Below are 17,083 nucleotides of genomic sequence, written 5' to 3'. Positions count from 1 at the left end.
GTTATTTTTCTACCTTTACTGCTTCATTCGGTGTTTGGTTCGACACTTCAACCAGTTTACTAAGTGTATCGAATGCTATGCCTGATGCTAAAACGTCTTTTGCCATAATTGCTGCATCTTTTAAGTTGTCAGCTTTATCATGCAAATATAACAATGCTGCACAGTTGATGATTACCGCAGCGTTATGAGCAGGTAGCCCATTACCTTTTAATATGTCTTTAATATAAAGAGCATTCTCTTCAGGTGTTCCGCCTTTAATATCTTCAAGGGTGTAACGTGATAAACCAAAATCTTCAGGCGAAATGGTTTTTTCTTGCATTGTACCATTAGCTATTTCAATAAGCTGCGTTTCGCCATGCAAAGCTATTTCATCTAATCCGCTACCATGTACAACCCAAGCGCGTTTTACGCCTGTTAATAATAAACTTTGTGCAATAACAGGAATTAACGTTGGCGTATAAACACCAAGTAGCATGGTTGATGGAAATGCAGGATTAACTAATGGCCCTAAAATATTAAACAGGGTTCTTATCCCCATGGCTTTGCGAACGGGGCCGGCATATTTAAAACCGGGGTGATAAGCTGGCGCATACAAAAAGCAAATATTGGCTTGTGCTAAACACTCGCTTGCCGTTTCAGGCGACATAGATAAATTAACACCTAAGGCTTCTAACAAATCAGCAGAGCCAGACATGCTCGATACACTGCGATTACCATGTTTAGCCATTTTTAAACCACACGCCGCAGCAAGAATAGCCGCTGTAGTTGAAATATTGATGGTGTTAGCGCCGTCGCCACCTGTGCCAACACAGTCTGCTACATCATTTGTTTGCTTTGGAAAATCAGTAGCGCAAGCGCGCACCGCAATAGCTGCACCAGCAATTTCTTCGGCTGTTTCACCTTTTATTTTTAAGGCGGTAAGGGCGGAAGCTAATAGAGATGGATCTACATTGCCATTAAAGGTATTGGTAAAAAACTGTTCAGCTTCTTGCTGACTTAACGATTGACCATCAACGAGTTGTTGTAATAAGTGAGAGTTCGACATCATAAATTCCTTAACTTGCTTTCTGCTGATTCAAAGCGATTAAATGTTCTAAACTTTGTGCTAATAAGTGACTACCGTAGGTGGTGAGTATTGACTCAGGATGAAACTGAAATCCTAAAACAGCATCTTTTGAATGCTGAACTGCCATAGGTAATACATCGTTATTATCAGTGGTAAATTGGGCAATCATTTCAATAGCATCTGGCATTTTTGTGGCAACTAATGAATGATAACGCGCTACAGGTAATGGATTAGCAATATTTAAAAAAGCGCCTGTACCTGTGTGTTCTACGTTTGATGATTTACCATGCACAATTTCTGGTGCGCGGCCAATAACACCACCGTAATGCTGAATAAGTGCTTGATGACCTAAACAAATACCTAAAATAGGAAATTGTCCTACTGTTTTTGCAATTAATTCCATTAAACAACCTGCATGACTTGGATCTCCGGGCCCAGGTGATAACACTAAAATAACACCTTGTGGGTTATTGTTAGCTTCTTTATTAAGTTGTTCAAGAATGTAATCTACAGGTAAAGTATTTCTGTAAATAAGCGGTTCGTAGCCTAAACATTGAAACTCATCTACCAGATTATAAGTAAAAGAGTCTAGGTTATCTAACATGATTATTGTAGATAACGTTTTAGGTATAGCTTTGTTAAGAGAAGTCATTATCTATTCTCCTTTGTTGCAGCCGTATTGAGTGAAGGGGCGCTTTGAGGCGAATAGTTTTCTACCACTAGCTCTGTGTTTTCAGCTAATTTAATTGCGCTAATTACCGCTTGTGCTTTTTGTTTGGTTTCATTAGCTTCTGATTGAGGATCTGAGTCGTAAACAACACCAGCACCAGCTTGTACTTGCGCCATACCTTTGTTATCAACAAAAGCTGAACGAATAACAATACATGTATCCATCTCGCCTTTACCTGTTAAGTAACCAACAGCTCCGCCATAGCTACCACGGCGTTTACCTTCTATGTTTCTAATTAACTCTGTTGCTTTAACTTTAGGTGCGCCAGAGAGCGTCCCCATGTTCATACACGACTGATAAGCATGTAGGGCGTCTAAATCTAAATCTAGCGTGCCACAAACGCGTGAAACTAAATGCATTACATGAGAGTAGCGGTCTACTTTTAATAAATCGGCTACGTGTCGCGTGCCTGCTTGGCTTACACGTGCAATATCGTTACGCGCTAAATCTACAAGCATAATGTGTTCAGCGAGTTCTTTTTTATCTAAACGTAAATCAAGTTCAATACGGCTATCTAAATCAGGAGAAAGCGTACCGTCAGGATTAAAACCACGAGGTCTTGTGCCAGCTATTGGATAAATTTCTACTTGGCGATTTTTATGTTGGTATTTTAAAGCTGACTCTGGAGACGCGCCAAACATGCAAAAGTCACTGTCTTTTAAATAAAACATGTAAGGGCTTGGGTTACTTTGTTTTAATGATTTATAAGCATTAAGTGTATCTGAACAAGGTAAGCTGAATGTGCGAGAAGGAACCACTTGGAAAATATCGCCAGCTCTAATGTTTTCTTTTAACTGATTTACATTGGCACAAAACTGCTCGTCTGAAATATCGGTAACTACCTCTAATTCAACACGGTTTGATGTTTTATCTGTTTGAACCGCGGTGTAGTTTTGAGAGAGTAATTTTTTTAACTCAGCCAGTCGTGCTCGAATGGTTTGGTTGCTTTTTTCTACATCAGGACCAGAAAATATATTACCAATAACTTCAGATGTTTGCTCTTCATGATCAATAATAATCAGTGTTTCAGCCAAGTAGTATACGAAATCAGGACAGGTGTTTTCGCCTTCAGAAACATCTGGCAGTTTTTCACTCATCGACATCATGTCGAAAGCAAATACACCACCTAAAAATACAGAAAAATCATGAAGCTCATCAGATATTGCTGGCGCTAAGTCATTAAATAAACGTAAACATTGAAAAGGATTAACCGCTAATAAACGAGATTTTTCGTCAAGTTGCTGAGTAACTTCAGGGAAGATGGCAACGAGTTTATTTTGAGAAAATTTAAGTTCAGCATGTTGAATTAAAGCTTGTTTGGCAAAAGTTAAAGCAGCTAAACCATTATCAGTTAACGCGGTAAACGTAACTTCGTTGCCTTGGCATACGATTTTTAATGCGGCATCTGTTAGGAGTAAGCTTTTTAATTGATGTTTTTTATCTATTTCAGCTGATTCAAGTAGAATGTTATGATGATTAGCACCACATATTTTATGGTAAATCGCTAGGGGATCAGCTTGATAATTCGCATTGTCAGTCAGTGTATGTACTTGACCAATGCTTTTTGTATTCATTGTATTTTGAGTATTCATTGTGCTTCCTAATTCTTGGTATTAACTATGTGTTTTGTCATCCTGCGTAAATAGGCAAAAGCCACCACATAAACCAACTTTTAACTTTAACTATTATCATTTTAATCTCTATTTTCTAAATGCGTAAAACGTAAAAAACCCGCTAGCAAAGCAGGTTTTTTGGAATTTATTTTTCAGTATAATTTACATACAAACAATCGCCATAACCTACTTATGTAGAATTATGCCACCACCAAATTAATAAAATAGTTTGTTTTGTTTGTATCATTATCTTTGTCATCTCAGTAAACTTGCCACTAGGCAAATAAAATCCCCTATAGAAGAACTCATTATGGATGTTATGTCAACCATAGAATCTCAAGATTTTTCAAATTTACGCATTGATTTACACAGCCATACTAAATTTTCTGATGGTGGTTTAACTCCGCAAGAGCTTATAGAAAGGGCGACTAACTTTCAAATTGATGTGTTAGCGATTACCGATCACGATACGGTATCGGCCTTAGATATTGCAAATAATTATATAAGCGAAAAAAAATACGCACTAAATTTAATTAACGGCATTGAAATTTCAACGGCGTGGCAAGGTTTTGAAATACATATTGTAGGCTTAAATATTGATCGAACTCATCCTGCTTTATTAAGCTTAATTGAAAGCCAACAAGTTGCTCGAGAAAGCAGAGCAATTACTATGGGTGAAAAACTTGCCAAATGTGGTTTCGATGGTATTTACGAAAAAGCGAAAGAGCTTGCTAATGGGGGATCTTTAACTCGTGCGCATTTTGCTAAGGTATTATTACAGCAAGGCAGTATATCTAAAATGCAGGCAGCTTTTGACAAATACATAGGTAAAGGTAAGCGTGCTTATGTAAAACCTAACTGGTGCAGTATTAAAGAAGCGATAGATGCCATTCATCAAGCAGGTGGTACTGCCGTTATGGCGCATCCTGTTAGATATGACCTTTCAACCAAGTGGCTTAGGCGTTTAGTTATTCAGTTTAAAGAAGAGGGAGGCGATGGTTTAGAAATTGTTCTTCCACAAATGAGTAACGACCAAAGGCAATTAATGCTAAACTTTTGTTTAGAGTATGACTTACATGCCTCAATGGGATCTGACTTTCATCATCCAAATAAATGGAGCGATTTAGGGCGTAATTTACGTATGCCAGAAAAAGCATTACCCATTTGGTCGCTGTGGCCTGAAAAACTGCGATCTGAAATGCTAACGCGTTAGACCCTCAATAAAATGGAGTGATATTATGAGCCAATTTTTTTACGTACATCCTGATAATCCGCAAGGGCGTTTAATGAAACAAGCTGCTGCTATGATTCATGATGGCGCTGTAGTGGTTTATCCTACTGATTCTGGCTACGCTATCGGTTGCCACATGGGCGATAAAAAAGCCTTAGAACGTATTTGTAATATTAGAAATTTAGAGAAAAACCATAACTTCACGCTTATTTGCAGCGACTTGTCTCAGCTTTCTGAATATACCCGTGTAGACAATACCGCTTACCGATTATTAAAAAGTAATACGCCAGGCCCTTATACCTTTGTTTTTAAAGGATCTAAAGAAGTACCTAAACGTTTATTAAATCCAAAACGTAAAACTATAGGTATACGTATTCCTAACAACAATATTGCCCAAGCGTTACTCGCTGAAGTTAAAGAACCTATTATGTCGACAACGTTAATTATGCCTGGTGAAAGTCGAGCAGAATACGATCCAGAACATATTCGTGACATTTTAGAACACCAAGTTGATCTTATTATTAATGGTGGTCATTTAGGCGAACATCCTACAACCGTTGTTGACTTTTCTGATGGAGATATCTCTATCATTAGAGTCGGTGAAGGTGACCCAACACCGTTCGAATAAGTGGATTAACTACATTTTAGTTAGTCGACAGTGTTAGTTTAAGTGGATAAATTTTTGCAGAAAGATACTTCAACAGTAAACGATGGAGAAATGATCCAACAGGTTTTACCTTTGGCTATGATCCACGGTAAGGCTTTTATTGATAAGCCTTTAGACTTGTTTATTCCACCTGATGCCCTTGAAGTGATTTTAGAATCTTTTGAAGGCCCGTTAGATTTACTCCTGTATTTAATTCGTAAACAAAAATTTGATATTTTAGATTTACCTATTGCACCTATTACTAAGCAATACATGATTTACGTTGAGTTAATGAAAGATGTAAAACTCGAACTTGCAGCTGAGTATTTAGTGATGGCAGCTATACTAGCTGAAATTAAATCGCGTTTATTACTACCAAAACAAACTGTAGAAGACACCGAAGAAGATCCGCGAGCGGAATTGGTAAGGCGTCTTCAAGAATATGAAATAGTTAAACATGCAGCCCAAGAGCTTGATCAACTTCCTCGATTAGATAGAGATGTTTTTATTGGCCACGCCAATGTACCTGATAATTTTCAATTACGCACAATAGACGCTGATGTTGAACTGTCTGATTTAATTAGCGCGTTGCAAGATGTAATGAATAGAACCAAAGCGCTAGAACATCATCATATTCAAAAAGAAGCCCTATCTACTCGAGAGCGCATGGCCTTTATTGTGAATAAACTGACTGAAGCGAACCAGAACAATCCTTATATCGAATTTAGCCAATTTTTTGATATTAAAGAAGGTAGGCAAGGGGTTGTTGTAACTTTTTTAGCTATTTTAGAATTATTAAAAGAGTCTTTGATAGAATGTATTCAGGCGCAGGTGTTTGGTCCTATTCAACTTAAATTAAAACACCCAGAAACAGTTTAAATTTTTATACTAGGTTTTTAAATAATGGCTCTTCTTAATAATAAACAGCTAAATGACGAACAACTAAAATGTTTAATTGAAGCCGCACTTTTTGTTTCTGAAAAGCCGATGTCTGTTCAATTATTTAAAAAAACAGTATTAGAGCAATACAATGTGTCTAATAAGCGTATAATTACCCAAATTAATGAACTACGCGCGCATTATCAAAACCGTGGTATCGAACTAGTAAAAGTGGCTACAGGCTATCGTTTTCAAGCGGTTGCTAAGTTTAGTAATGAACTCGCTAATTTATTTAAAGAGCGAGCTCCAAGGTACTCTCGAGCATTACTAGAAACATTGTCACTTATTGCATATAAACAGCCTATAACGCGTGGCGCAATAGAAGATATAAGAGGCGTTGCCGTGAGCAGCGCTATTATGAAAACCTTATTAGAAAGAGATTGGATAGATATAGTCGGATATAAAGAGGTTCCGGGTAAGCCAGCACTTTATGCAACTACTCAGGTATTTCTTGATTATTTTTCACTTGAAACATTGAGTGATTTACCCGAACCTCTTTCTATAGAAAAAGTACCGTTAACTGAATTTAGTTTGTCTGATGAACCTTAATGTTTAACACTGATGTTAAGGGATATATTAGATAACATATATTCAACTATTTGAGACAGAAACGTAGCAATGCTTTTATTAGCATTGGTGAAGTTACTGACGAACGAGAATGAAAAAACATGTCTGAAAAATTACAAAAAGTCCTAGCTCGTGCAGGCAAAGGTTCACGCCGAGAACTTGAAACCTTCATTAGCGCAGGCCGTATTACCGTTAATGGCAAAGTTGCTTATCTAGGTGATCGTGTTGAAGGCAACGAACAAATTAAAATAGATGGTCATTTAGTCAGTATAAAAGCGAAAGAAGACGATTTATGTCGTGTTCTTATGTACAACAAGCCTGAAGGCGAAATGTGTACGCGTAAAGATCCAGAAGGTCGTCCTACGGTATTTGACCGACTACCACCGCTACAAGATGGAAGATGGGTTGCTGTAGGTCGATTAGATATTAACACTTCAGGTATGTTGTTATTTACTACCGATGGCGAGTTAGCTAGCCGATTAATGCATCCTTCTCAAAAAGTAGAGCGTGAATATGCTGTACGTGTATTTGGTGAAGTAAACGAAGCTATGTTACAAACGCTTCGTGCTGGCGTTAAGCTAGAAGATGGCCTGGCTAAATTCCAAAAAATTACTTACAAAGGTGGTGAAGGCCGAAACCATTGGTTTCATGTTGTACTTTCTGAAGGAAGAAACCGTGAAGTAAGACGTTTATGGGAAAGCCAAGAAGTACAAGTAAGTCGATTGATCCGTGTAAGATATGGCGATATGGAAATGAAGCGTCAATTACCTTTAGGTGGTTGGACTGAACTTCCGTTAAAAGATGTTAACTATTACCGTAAATTAGTAAACTTACCCTTAGAAACACAAAGTAAAGTAAAAGTGGATGAAAAGGCAATGGACAACGCGAAAAGCCGCCGTATTCGCCGCTCAGTTAAAAAACATCAAACCAGACAACAAGCACTTCGTCGTCGTAAGTAAAGCGCTGTGGGCGTTTATTAAATTGTCATAAAGTTCTGTCATCATTAATAAACGTCGTCAATCAGTGTTGTTATCTCATAACTCTCAAGGTTTTCCGTGGAAAAAATAATACAAAGACAATACGTTCAAGATTATTCTACTCTGGTTGAATTGTGTAAAACACTAGAAAAATCAAATATGTTAGCTATTGATACCGAGTTTGTACGTACCCGTACGCTTTACCCTAAACTTGGGTTGTTACAAGTTAGCGATGGTGAAGTTATCGCGCTCATTGATCCGGTAACTATAGACGATTTATCTCCATTTTGGGCGTTAATGACAAATGCAGATATTTGTAAAGTACTACATGCTTGTTCAGAAGACTTAGAAGTATTTTTAACGGCAGCTAACTGTAAACCCGTAAACTTAATTGATAGCCAAATTATGATGGCATTTTTAGGTCATGGCTTATCGTTAGGTTATGCGGCTATGGTGCAACATTTTACCGGCGTTGAATTAGACAAGTCAGAATCGAGAACCGATTGGATCAAACGACCTTTGACTGAACGCCAAAAAACTTATGCTGAAGCTGACGTTGAATATCTACACCAAATTTATCCAAAAATTCACCAACTGGTTATCGATGCTGGCTGGTTAGAAGCAGCTCAACAAGAAACTCAACTGATGATAGACCGTAAGTTTTCTCCAATAGATGAAAACTTAATGTATCTAAACATTAAAATGAATTGGAAGTTAAATGCAAAACAGCTGAATGCATTAAAATATTTAGCTGCTTGGCGTTACCAGCAAGCTCAAAAAAGAGATATGCCATTAGGCTTTATTGCTAAAGACCATACTTTAATAGGCGTTGCACAACGTAACCCAATAAGTGTAGGCGCCATGCTTAGTATTGAAGGTGTAGAGCTGTTAGATATAAAGCACAAAGGCAAAGCCATGTTACAAGTGCTTAACCAAGCCAATAAAGTGCCTGAAAGCGAATACCCGCAGCCTATTATTCGATTAGATGAATACCCCGCATACAAACAAATCTTTAAGCAGGTAAAAACCTTTGTTGCAACTGCTGCAAAAAATGCTGATTTATTACCTGAAAATCTAGCCTCTAAAAAACAGATCAATCAGTTTTTAAGTTACCACTTCAAAATTAATAACGTTGATAAATATGAAGGGATTATTGATGTTTTATATGGTTGGCGTTTAGCTTTGTTTGGTGAAAAACTTCAGGCTTATGCTAATAATGGGTTTAAATAGCGAATATAGATAAAGTATTCGTTACAAATACTCACATAGTTATTATGTTAAATTACGTGAAAGCACGTTGAATGGCGTGTTATATTCTTCTCATAAATATTTTTAATAGATATCCATAGGTCGTAGGTTTAATCATGTTGTGCTCCGTTTATAAAAGTTCTAAAAAAAAGCAAACATATTTATTTGTAAATAAGAGAAACGATTTTTCTGATGTGCCAGAGGGCTTAATGTCGGTATTTGGAACACCTGTATTAGTGACTGTGATGAACCTTGCGGGTAAATCAAAATTAGCCATATCTGATATTGATACCGTAAAAGAAAACCTGAAAGATAAAGGTTATTATTTACAGTTACCGCCTCCTGAAGAAAATTTACTTGATCAACATAAAGCTCAACAGACTCATCAATAAAAGGAATTACCTTTGTGCAAAACATCTCATTTTTGAAAAATAATAAAGATCATTCATTACCAAGTTCTCTTTTAAGATCTATATTCAGTAAAGTTATGCTTAGCGGTGCTCTGCTTTTTAGTGGCTATTTAACTGCGAACGATGCGGTTAACGAAAAACCAAGCTTTGAAACCTATATAGAAGCAATTAAAAAAGAAGCCCTTGAAAAAGGCTATTCACCTGCCATTATTAACAGTAGCTTCGAAAAGGTGACCTTTCATCAACGAGCTGTCAGTTCAGATAAACGTCAACCTGAAAAAGTGGAGACTTTAGATACCTATTTACCTAAACGTGTACCCAATTGGAAAATTGAGCGAGCACGTAACGAATATAAAAATCATAAAGAGTTACTCACTAAAATTGGTGAAAAATACGGTGTTCAACCTCGATTTATTGTTGCTTTATGGGGCCTTGAAACCAATTTTGGTAAAATCATGGGTAACTATAACGTGATCTCAGCTTTATCAACTATGGCATATGAAGGACGCAGAGAAGCATTCTTTAAGAAACAACTCTGGGCAGCATTAACCATATTAGAAGAAGGTCATATTTCTATTGAAAATATGAAAGGCTCTTGGGCTGGCGCTATGGGGCAAAATCAATTTATGCCAACCTCTTTTTTAAGTTATGCCGTTGATGGCGATGGTGATGGTAAGAAAGATATTTGGGGAAACTATGCCGATGTGTTTTCTTCAATGGCTAATTATTTAAAAAATGAAGGCTGGAATGATGAACTTACTTGGGGACGCCAAGTTAAGCTACCCGAAGGTTTTGATACTAAACTTGCCATTCCTAAAAATACAGGCAGCCGAGCTAACTGGTTAAAAGCTTGGAGCAAAACAGAAAAAACATTAGCCCAATGGCAAGCATTAGGAGTAAGACGTACAGATGGTACTAATTTACCTAATGCAGATTTAACTGCTGCTTTGGTTTTTCCTGATGATGAAAGTGGACGTGCTTATTTAGCTTACGATAATTATAAAAGCTTAATGCATTGGAATTTAAGCTATTACTTTGTTAGTTCAGTAGGGCACTTGTCAGATCGTATTAAATTTCCGCCAGTTAAGTAATTCAGCTAATTATTTCTAACATCTAGAAGTAGAGAAAAAGTATATGTCTAAAAAAGCAGTAAAGGCTTCAGTAAAAGTTATTGAGCCTTTTTGGGAAACTAAAACCTTACAAGAAATGTCTCGTCCAGAGTGGGAGTCTTTATGTGATGGTTGTGCTAAATGCTGCTTAAATAAATTTATTGATGATGAAACGACTGATGAGTCAACCGAGTTATTACCTACTACACATATTCAAGAAGGCGAGCAAATTCATTACTCTAATATTGCTTGTTTTCTTTTAAATGAAAAGTCATGTCAATGTACTAAATATGAAGAACGTACCAAGTTAGTTCCTGATTGTGTGCGTTTAACACAAGATAACTTAGATGGTGTGTTTTTTATGCCGCCGAGTTGTACATACAGAAGGTTACAAGAAGGGCGTGGAATTCCTTCGTGGCATCCATTACTTCACAAAGGTAAAAAAACAGCTATGCATAATGCTGGCATGTCTGTTCGAGGTAAAATAGTAAAAGATGACGATGTAAGTATTGTTAATTTTGAAGACTATATTGTTTCGTGGCCTCTAGAAGATATTGATTAATTAAGTTTTTTAGGTAACATTCCCCCACTATTTATTATTCCCATATATTTTTCCTTATAGCTCTAATGTGAACAACACGTAGAGCTAGCTTCTTTTGTGTTTATTTCTCACACTTATTACTTCCTAAACTCATTTGATATATATCAAGTTATTGATTTTTAAATACAATCAACAATATTTTGTTTGTTTACTTCTTTATTATTCTCGCATTTTAAATGTAATTGATTATATTTATTTTATAGTCAATATACATTCCGAACAAAACGAAAGTTATACCTTTCTTTTTGTAACTTTTTTCTTTCATTGTTGGGTTGTGTTTGATACGGTATAAAAGGCTTAAAGTATGAACATCATTCATACTTTGGCTAATTAATATTAAGCAAGTTATTAATAATAAGAAAAAGGTGATTTATGAATATTGGTATACCTAAAGAGGTGCTATCTGGAGAGAATAGGGTCTCGGCCTCTCCAACCTCTGTTGCAGCGCTTATAAAACTTGGATTTGAAGTAAAGGTTCAGAAAGGGGCAGGAAAAAAGTCTAGCTTTACTGATCAAGAATTTATTGATGCAGGTGCAAACGTTGTAACTAAAGCAGATTGCTGGAAGTCAGACACATTATTAAAAGTAAACGCACCCACATTAGATGAAGTTGCTCAAATGAAAGATGGTGGTTTTTTAATTAGTTTTATTGCGCCAGCCCAATCTCCTGAATTACTTGAAGCTTTAAAAGAAAAATCTATTACGACCTTTGCCATGGAAATGGTACCAAGAATGACACGCTCTCAGTCAATGGATGCCTTAAGTTCAATGGCAAATATTGCAGGCTATCGCGCGGTTATTGAAGCCACTCATAATTTTGGTCGTTTTCTTACTGGGCAAATTACCGCTGCTGGTAAAATGCCACCGGCTAAAGTCATGATCATTGGTGCAGGTGTTGCAGGTCTTGCCGCGATAGGAACTGCTAGTAGTTTAGGTGCTATTGTTAGAGCTTTTGATACTCGCCCAGAAGTTAAAGAACAAATTGAAAGTATGGGGGCTGAGTTTCTAGAGCTTGATTACGAAGAGCCAGAAGACACTGGTTCTGGTGATGGTTATGCTAAAGAAATGAGTGCGGCATTTATTGAAGCTGAAATGGCACTTTTTGCTGCTCAAGCTAAAGATGTTGATATTATTATTACTACTGCAATGATCCCAGGTAGACCAGCGCCTAAGCTGATCACTGAAGCAATGGTTAAATCAATGAAAACCGGTTCTGTGATTGTAGATTTAGCTGCTGCTGGTGGTGGTAACTGTGAACTAACTGTTGCTGGTAAAGTAACAGATGTTGATGGCGTACATATTATTGGTTACACCGATCTTGTTTCTCGTCTGCCGAATCAAGCTTCACAACTTTACGCAAATAACTTAGTTAATTTACTTAAACTTGTATGTCCTGAAAAAGACGGAACTATTCAAGTTGATTTTGACGATGTTGTTGTTAGAAATATGACAGTAGTAAAAGGTAACGAAATCACTTTCCCGCCACCGCCTATTCAAGTGAGTGCGGCTCCAGCTGCAAAACCTAAACCAGCTATTAAAGTTGAACCAGAGCCTGAAGTGCCCACTAATCCAGCTAAAAAATACGGGTTAATGGCGGCAGCTGCTTTATTATTTGGTTGGGTAGCGAGTGTTGCTCCTGCTGATTTTATCTCTCATTTTACGGTTTTCGTTTTATCTTGTGTTATTGGTTACAACGTTGTTTGGAATGTTAGTCATTCACTGCATACACCTTTAATGAGTGTAACCAATGCTATTTCAGGCATTATTATTGTTGGCGCTTTACTACAAATAGGGCAAGACAATACCTTAATTCAAATTTTAGCTGCGATAGCCGTCCTTATTGCCACCATTAATATTGTTGGTGGTTTTATGGTAACAAAACGTATGTTAAAAATGTTTAGACGATAGGAGGCACTTATGGAATTTTCTAGTGGATTTATTAGTGCTGCGTACCTAGTGTCGGCATTACTTTTTATATTTAGTTTGTCAGGCTTAAGTAAGCAAGAAACAGCAGAAAGAGGTAACTGGTTTGGTATTGTTGGTATGAGTATCGCGTTAATCGCGACCATTGCCGATGAAAGAGTATCAAACGTAGGCGTTATTATTGTTGTTATGATTATTGGTACAGTTATTGGTTTACGTTTAGCGAAAAAAGTTGAAATGACAGGTATGCCTGAACTTGTAGCTATATTACATAGTTTTGTTGGTTTAGCGGCTGTTTTAGTGGGCTTTAATAGCTTCTATGAAATGTCTGAACACCATCTTGGATATTTAACTTCTGCTCAGCAAATGGAAAACAATATTCATTTAACTGAGATTTTCTTAGGCGTGTTTATTGGTGCGGTTACCTTTACAGGATCTGTGGTGGCTTTTGCTAAATTACGAGGGCTTATTAATTCAGCTGCGCTTATGTTACCTCACCGTCATAAACTTAATTTTGCCGCTTTATTGTTTTCTTTTATGTTGATGTTAAGTTTTGTTGGGGATGATGGTAGCGCAACAGCTCTTTATATTATGACTATTGTTGCGCTTTTATTTGGCTGGCATCTTGTTGCATCAATTGGTGGAGCTGATATGCCCGTTGTTGTATCTATGCTTAATTCATATTCTGGTTGGGCAGCTGCGGCGGCAGGCTTTATGTTAAGTAACGACTTATTAATAGTTACAGGTGCTTTAGTGGGCTCTTCAGGTGCTATATTATCCTACATTATGTGTAAGGCAATGAATCGCTCGTTTATTAGTGTTATAGCCGGTGGTTTTGGTACTGACGTAGTTCTCGATACAGATAAAGACTATGGTGAGCATGTTGAAGCGACAGCAGAAGCGGTAGCTGCTTTATTAAGTGATGCGAAATCGGTAATAATTACTCCAGGTTATGGCATGGCCGTTGCTCAAGCACAATACCCTGTGTATGAAATGACACGAATATTAAAAGATAAAGGTATTAATGTCAGGTTTGCTATTCACCCTGTTGCAGGTCGTTTACCGGGCCATATGAACGTGTTATTAGCTGAAGCAAAAGTGCCTTACGACATTGTATTAGGTATGGAGGAAATTAATGATGACTTCCCTGAAACTGATGTAGTGCTTGTTATTGGTGCTAACGATACGGTCAACCCTGCTGCGGCAGAAGACCCTACTAGCCCTATAGCAGGTATGCCAGTACTTGAAGTGTGGAATGCTAAGAATGTTGTAGTATTTAAACGTTCAATGAGTGCAGGTTACGCTGGTGTTCAAAATCCATTATTCTTTAAAGATAATACACAAATGTTATTTGGCGATGCCAAAGACTCAGTAGAAGCCATTTGTCGTTCTTTATAAGGTTTTAGCTTGCTTTAGAGATAAACTAAAATTTATTTAATGAAAGTTTAAACCACTTTTCTGATCAGTAATTTGATTGAAAAGTGGTTTTGTTTTTTATTGGTTAACAAATTCAAGAAAACTTTTATCCTTTCACACCTTATAACTATGCTTTAAAATAGATTTATTATCTGCTTTATTTTTTATTAGGGTCTCCATGTCTTCAGACATTATTCAAAACAATGCGTTTGGGAAAGTAACAACAAGCGTATTTTTAGATCAAAATTCGTTAACTACTACTGAAGGTTTATTGATTGAACATCAAGATTGCCAAGCATCGCTTAGTTTATATGGTGGTCATGTATTAACTTGGCAGCCTAAAAATCAACAACCTGTTTTTTGGTTGAGTAATGACACGCTGTTTGGTAACGCAAAAGGTATTAGAGGTGGTATACCTGTATGTTTACCTTGGTTTGGTGATTTTGAAAATGATTTATTTAAACATAATAAAAGCGTTGATTTTACCGATGTGAATAAAACTTTAGTTGCTAACCATGGTTTTGCTAGAACATCGTTGTGGCAAGTAGAAAACATTGAAATTACGGAAAAATCAGTAACCATTATTTTAATTAAACAAGGTGAAAACCAAACGCCTGCATGGGATATAGCCTACGAGTTAAAGCAAGAACTTGTGTTTGGTGAGTCATTTTCACAAAAACTATTTATTGAAAACAAATCCGCTAAAGATGTTGAATATACAGGAGCATTACACAGTTATTTTGCTGTAGGAAATCCTAAAAATACACATATTAATCAATTATCTGATGTTGAGTATTTTGATAAATTAACCGGTACTTATAATAATATTTCAATCTTAAATAATTGCGAAGGTCCCATTGATAGAGTTTATGAATCAAATCGTGTCATAGACATTATTGATAAAGATTGGAATCGTATTATTGAGGTTAGTTCATCTGATTGTCATCAATGGGTTTTATGGAATCCTGGTCATGAAACCGCTCAAAACATGGTGGATATTCATGCTGGTGGTGAAAACGAATATGTTTGCTTAGAAGCAGCAAATACAAAGCCTATATCAATACCTGCAGGTTCAAAAGTCAGTTTTGCTCAAAAGGTTGTTATTCGTTCTTTGTAGATAAGTTAATTTATACGTAAGTGTTTTTTAATGAGTTTATGTGTAAACGCTGTTTTTAAATAAAATCCTCTGGGTAATGTCATAAAAGGTTGCCCATTTTTATCTATCGCTTGTGTTTTTGCATGGCTGTTAGCGGCTTTTGGTCTTATTTGAAGGACTTGCCCGTGTTTACCGGTAATATTTTCCACTTCACCTAACACAATCATATCGGTTAATTCTTGCCAGTCCATTGCCATTAAATGTTCTTCTTCAGGCGATGGTGACCAAATAAATGGTGTACCAATAATACGTTCTGGAATAGGAATGGAGCGTTCAGCAATAATAGGTACCCATAAAACACGTGCTAATTTATTTTTAATATGACTGTTTTGCCATGTAGCACCCACAAGATCTTTAAGGGGAGTTACGCAAACAAAGGTAGTTTCTAAAGGCTTTCCTTCTCTATTAATTGGTAGGGTTTTAAGCTCAATACCTAAGTGTGGGAAGTCTGGTTCAGGTTTAGAGCCAGCACTAGCACCCAATACTTTTTCAAGTAGTAATCCTACCCAGCCTTTTTCTTTTTTTAAATCTTTAGGGACTTTAATACCCTCATTCTTTGCCACTTCACCTAAGGTTAAACCTGATAAAGTATACGCACGTTCTAATAAGGCACTTTCGTCTTGAGGAATAATTATATTAATAGGAGTATATCGTTAAGTCGTTTTATCTAATATGCCTATTATCTTAGCCTAAATGTATGGTATCAAGTGAAATATTTATTTGCTCAAAAGCCGTTTGTATGGAAGAATCAGTTAACTATTGAAATTTGTCGGGAGCTCCTTTGATCGATGCTGATGGCTATAGAGCCAATGTCGGCATAGTAATAATCAATGATAGGGGACAAGTATTCTGGGCAAGACGTTATGGTCAACATTCTTGGCAATATCCACAAGGTGGTATAGATAAGGGTGAATCAGCAGAACAAGCTATGTACAGGGAACTTCATGAAGAAGTGGGGCTAAAACCTGAACATGTGAGCGTTGTTGCTTCGACTAAACATTGGCTTAGATATAAATTACCGAAACGTTTAATTAGACACGACAGTAAACCGTTATGTATAGGGCAAAAACAAAAGTGGTTTTTGCTTAAGCTAACGTCTAAAGAATCATCTGTAGATTTACTACATTCAGAGCACCCTGAATTTGATGATTGGAGATGGGTAAGCTATTGGTATCCAGTAAGGCAAGTTGTATCGTTTAAGCGTGAGGTTTATAGAAAAGTAATGAAAGAGTTTTCATTACAGGCATTACCCACATATCGTTCAGATCGACGCAAACGTCGAGCCTGATTATTATTATGTTATAATTTAATAGCTTACATTTATGTAGGCTATTTTTATCTTAAACACTAGATTTTTTTGTTTTTGTACAAAATTACAGGATTAAAAAACTCCCATTTTTATTGACTATATAATGATATAATACCCGTTGCGTTATTAGATTTACCGTATT

The 17,083-nt window shown here is 36.7% G+C and carries 17 protein-coding genes; 13 read left to right on the top strand and 4 right to left on the bottom strand.

Translation table 11 applies throughout. The annotated features are described in order from the left end of the window. Position 1 precedes the first annotated feature (1 nt). Genes trpD through AC0L5Q_RS07415 form a run of 3 tightly spaced genes read right to left on the bottom strand, consistent with a single transcriptional unit; the run spans position 2 to position 3,388 of the window. Positions 2-1,045 carry an anthranilate phosphoribosyltransferase gene (trpD, locus tag AC0L5Q_RS07425; RefSeq protein WP_473618267.1) on the bottom strand — a complete coding sequence of 348 codons (1,044 nt, stop codon included), beginning with the start codon at positions 1,043-1,045 and terminating at the stop codon, positions 2-4. Positions 1,046-1,055: 10 nt separating this feature from the next. Then, positions 1,056-1,718: an aminodeoxychorismate/anthranilate synthase component II gene (locus AC0L5Q_RS07420; protein ID WP_473616645.1), complete on the bottom strand. Its 663-nt coding sequence runs from the start codon at positions 1,716-1,718 to the stop codon at positions 1,056-1,058. Beyond that, the gene (locus AC0L5Q_RS07415; protein ID WP_473616640.1) at positions 1,718-3,388 is read right to left on the bottom strand and encodes an anthranilate synthase component 1; all 1,671 of its coding nucleotides are present in this window, start codon (positions 3,386-3,388) and stop codon (positions 1,718-1,720) included. Before AC0L5Q_RS07415 ends, AC0L5Q_RS07420 begins: the two co-directional genes overlap by 1 nt. Positions 3,389-3,719: 331 nt before the next feature. Here AC0L5Q_RS07415 and rnm point away from each other — a divergent pair, with 331 nt between their 5' ends. The 12 genes from rnm to AC0L5Q_RS07355 all read left to right on the top strand — a co-directional run bounded on the left by rnm (position 3,720) and on the right by AC0L5Q_RS07355 (position 15,593). After that, positions 3,720-4,622, top strand: coding sequence for an RNase RNM (rnm, locus tag AC0L5Q_RS07410; protein ID WP_473616636.1), 903 nt, complete (start codon positions 3,720-3,722; stop codon positions 4,620-4,622). 25 nt (positions 4,623-4,647) lie between these two features. Next, positions 4,648-5,268 carry an L-threonylcarbamoyladenylate synthase gene (locus AC0L5Q_RS07405; protein WP_473616632.1) on the top strand — a complete coding sequence of 207 codons (621 nt, stop codon included), beginning with the start codon at positions 4,648-4,650 and terminating at the stop codon, positions 5,266-5,268. Between the two features lie 90 nt (positions 5,269-5,358). Next, the gene (locus AC0L5Q_RS07400) at positions 5,359-6,165 is read left to right on the top strand and encodes a segregation and condensation protein A (protein WP_077340653.1); all 807 of its coding nucleotides are present in this window, start codon (positions 5,359-5,361) and stop codon (positions 6,163-6,165) included. A gap of 24 nt (positions 6,166-6,189) precedes the next feature. Then, the gene (scpB, locus tag AC0L5Q_RS07395; protein ID WP_473616627.1) at positions 6,190-6,774 is read left to right on the top strand and encodes an SMC-Scp complex subunit ScpB; all 585 of its coding nucleotides are present in this window, start codon (positions 6,190-6,192) and stop codon (positions 6,772-6,774) included. A gap of 119 nt (positions 6,775-6,893) precedes the next feature. Continuing rightward, a complete protein-coding gene (gene rluB / locus AC0L5Q_RS07390) occupies positions 6,894-7,751 on the top strand; it encodes a 23S rRNA pseudouridine(2605) synthase RluB (RefSeq protein WP_473616624.1) in 858 nt (285 codons plus the stop codon). 96 nt (positions 7,752-7,847) lie between these two features. Further along, positions 7,848-8,999 carry a ribonuclease D gene (rnd, locus tag AC0L5Q_RS07385; RefSeq protein WP_473616619.1) on the top strand — a complete coding sequence of 384 codons (1,152 nt, stop codon included), beginning with the start codon at positions 7,848-7,850 and terminating at the stop codon, positions 8,997-8,999. Between the two features lie 134 nt (positions 9,000-9,133). Further along, positions 9,134-9,409, top strand: coding sequence for a YcgL domain-containing protein (locus tag AC0L5Q_RS07380; protein ID WP_473616615.1), 276 nt, complete (start codon positions 9,134-9,136; stop codon positions 9,407-9,409). Positions 9,410-9,504: 95 nt separating this feature from the next. Next, positions 9,505-10,518, top strand: coding sequence for a lytic murein transglycosylase (locus tag AC0L5Q_RS07375; RefSeq protein ID WP_473618266.1), 1,014 nt, complete (start codon positions 9,505-9,507; stop codon positions 10,516-10,518). 43 nt (positions 10,519-10,561) lie between these two features. Continuing rightward, positions 10,562-11,098: a YcgN family cysteine cluster protein gene (locus tag AC0L5Q_RS07370; RefSeq protein WP_473616612.1), complete on the top strand. Its 537-nt coding sequence runs from the start codon at positions 10,562-10,564 to the stop codon at positions 11,096-11,098. Between the two features lie 411 nt (positions 11,099-11,509). Further along, positions 11,510-13,045, top strand: a complete 1,536-nt coding sequence (locus AC0L5Q_RS07365; protein WP_473616608.1) for a Re/Si-specific NAD(P)(+) transhydrogenase subunit alpha — start codon at positions 11,510-11,512, stop codon at positions 13,043-13,045. Between the two features lie 9 nt (positions 13,046-13,054). Beyond that, positions 13,055-14,458, top strand: coding sequence for a Re/Si-specific NAD(P)(+) transhydrogenase subunit beta (pntB, locus tag AC0L5Q_RS07360; RefSeq protein WP_473616603.1), 1,404 nt, complete (start codon positions 13,055-13,057; stop codon positions 14,456-14,458). Positions 14,459-14,654: 196 nt separating this feature from the next. Further along, positions 14,655-15,593 carry a D-hexose-6-phosphate mutarotase gene (locus tag AC0L5Q_RS07355; RefSeq protein WP_473616599.1) on the top strand — a complete coding sequence of 313 codons (939 nt, stop codon included), beginning with the start codon at positions 14,655-14,657 and terminating at the stop codon, positions 15,591-15,593. A gap of 5 nt (positions 15,594-15,598) precedes the next feature. Here the strand turns inward: AC0L5Q_RS07355 and mutH are convergent, their stop codons facing one another. Then, entirely contained in the window at positions 15,599-16,273 is a 675-nt protein-coding gene (gene mutH / locus AC0L5Q_RS07350) for a DNA mismatch repair endonuclease MutH (RefSeq protein WP_473618265.1), read from the bottom strand. Positions 16,274-16,413: 140 nt separating this feature from the next. Here mutH and rppH point away from each other — a divergent pair, with 140 nt between their 5' ends. Further along, positions 16,414-16,920, top strand: a complete 507-nt coding sequence (rppH, locus tag AC0L5Q_RS07345) for an RNA pyrophosphohydrolase (protein WP_473616596.1) — start codon at positions 16,414-16,416, stop codon at positions 16,918-16,920. Positions 16,921-17,083 lie beyond the last annotated feature (163 nt).

It is taken from the genome of Pseudocolwellia sp. G5-9, from assembly GCF_055808995.1.
This window is presented reverse-complemented; position numbering and strand designations above follow the sequence as displayed.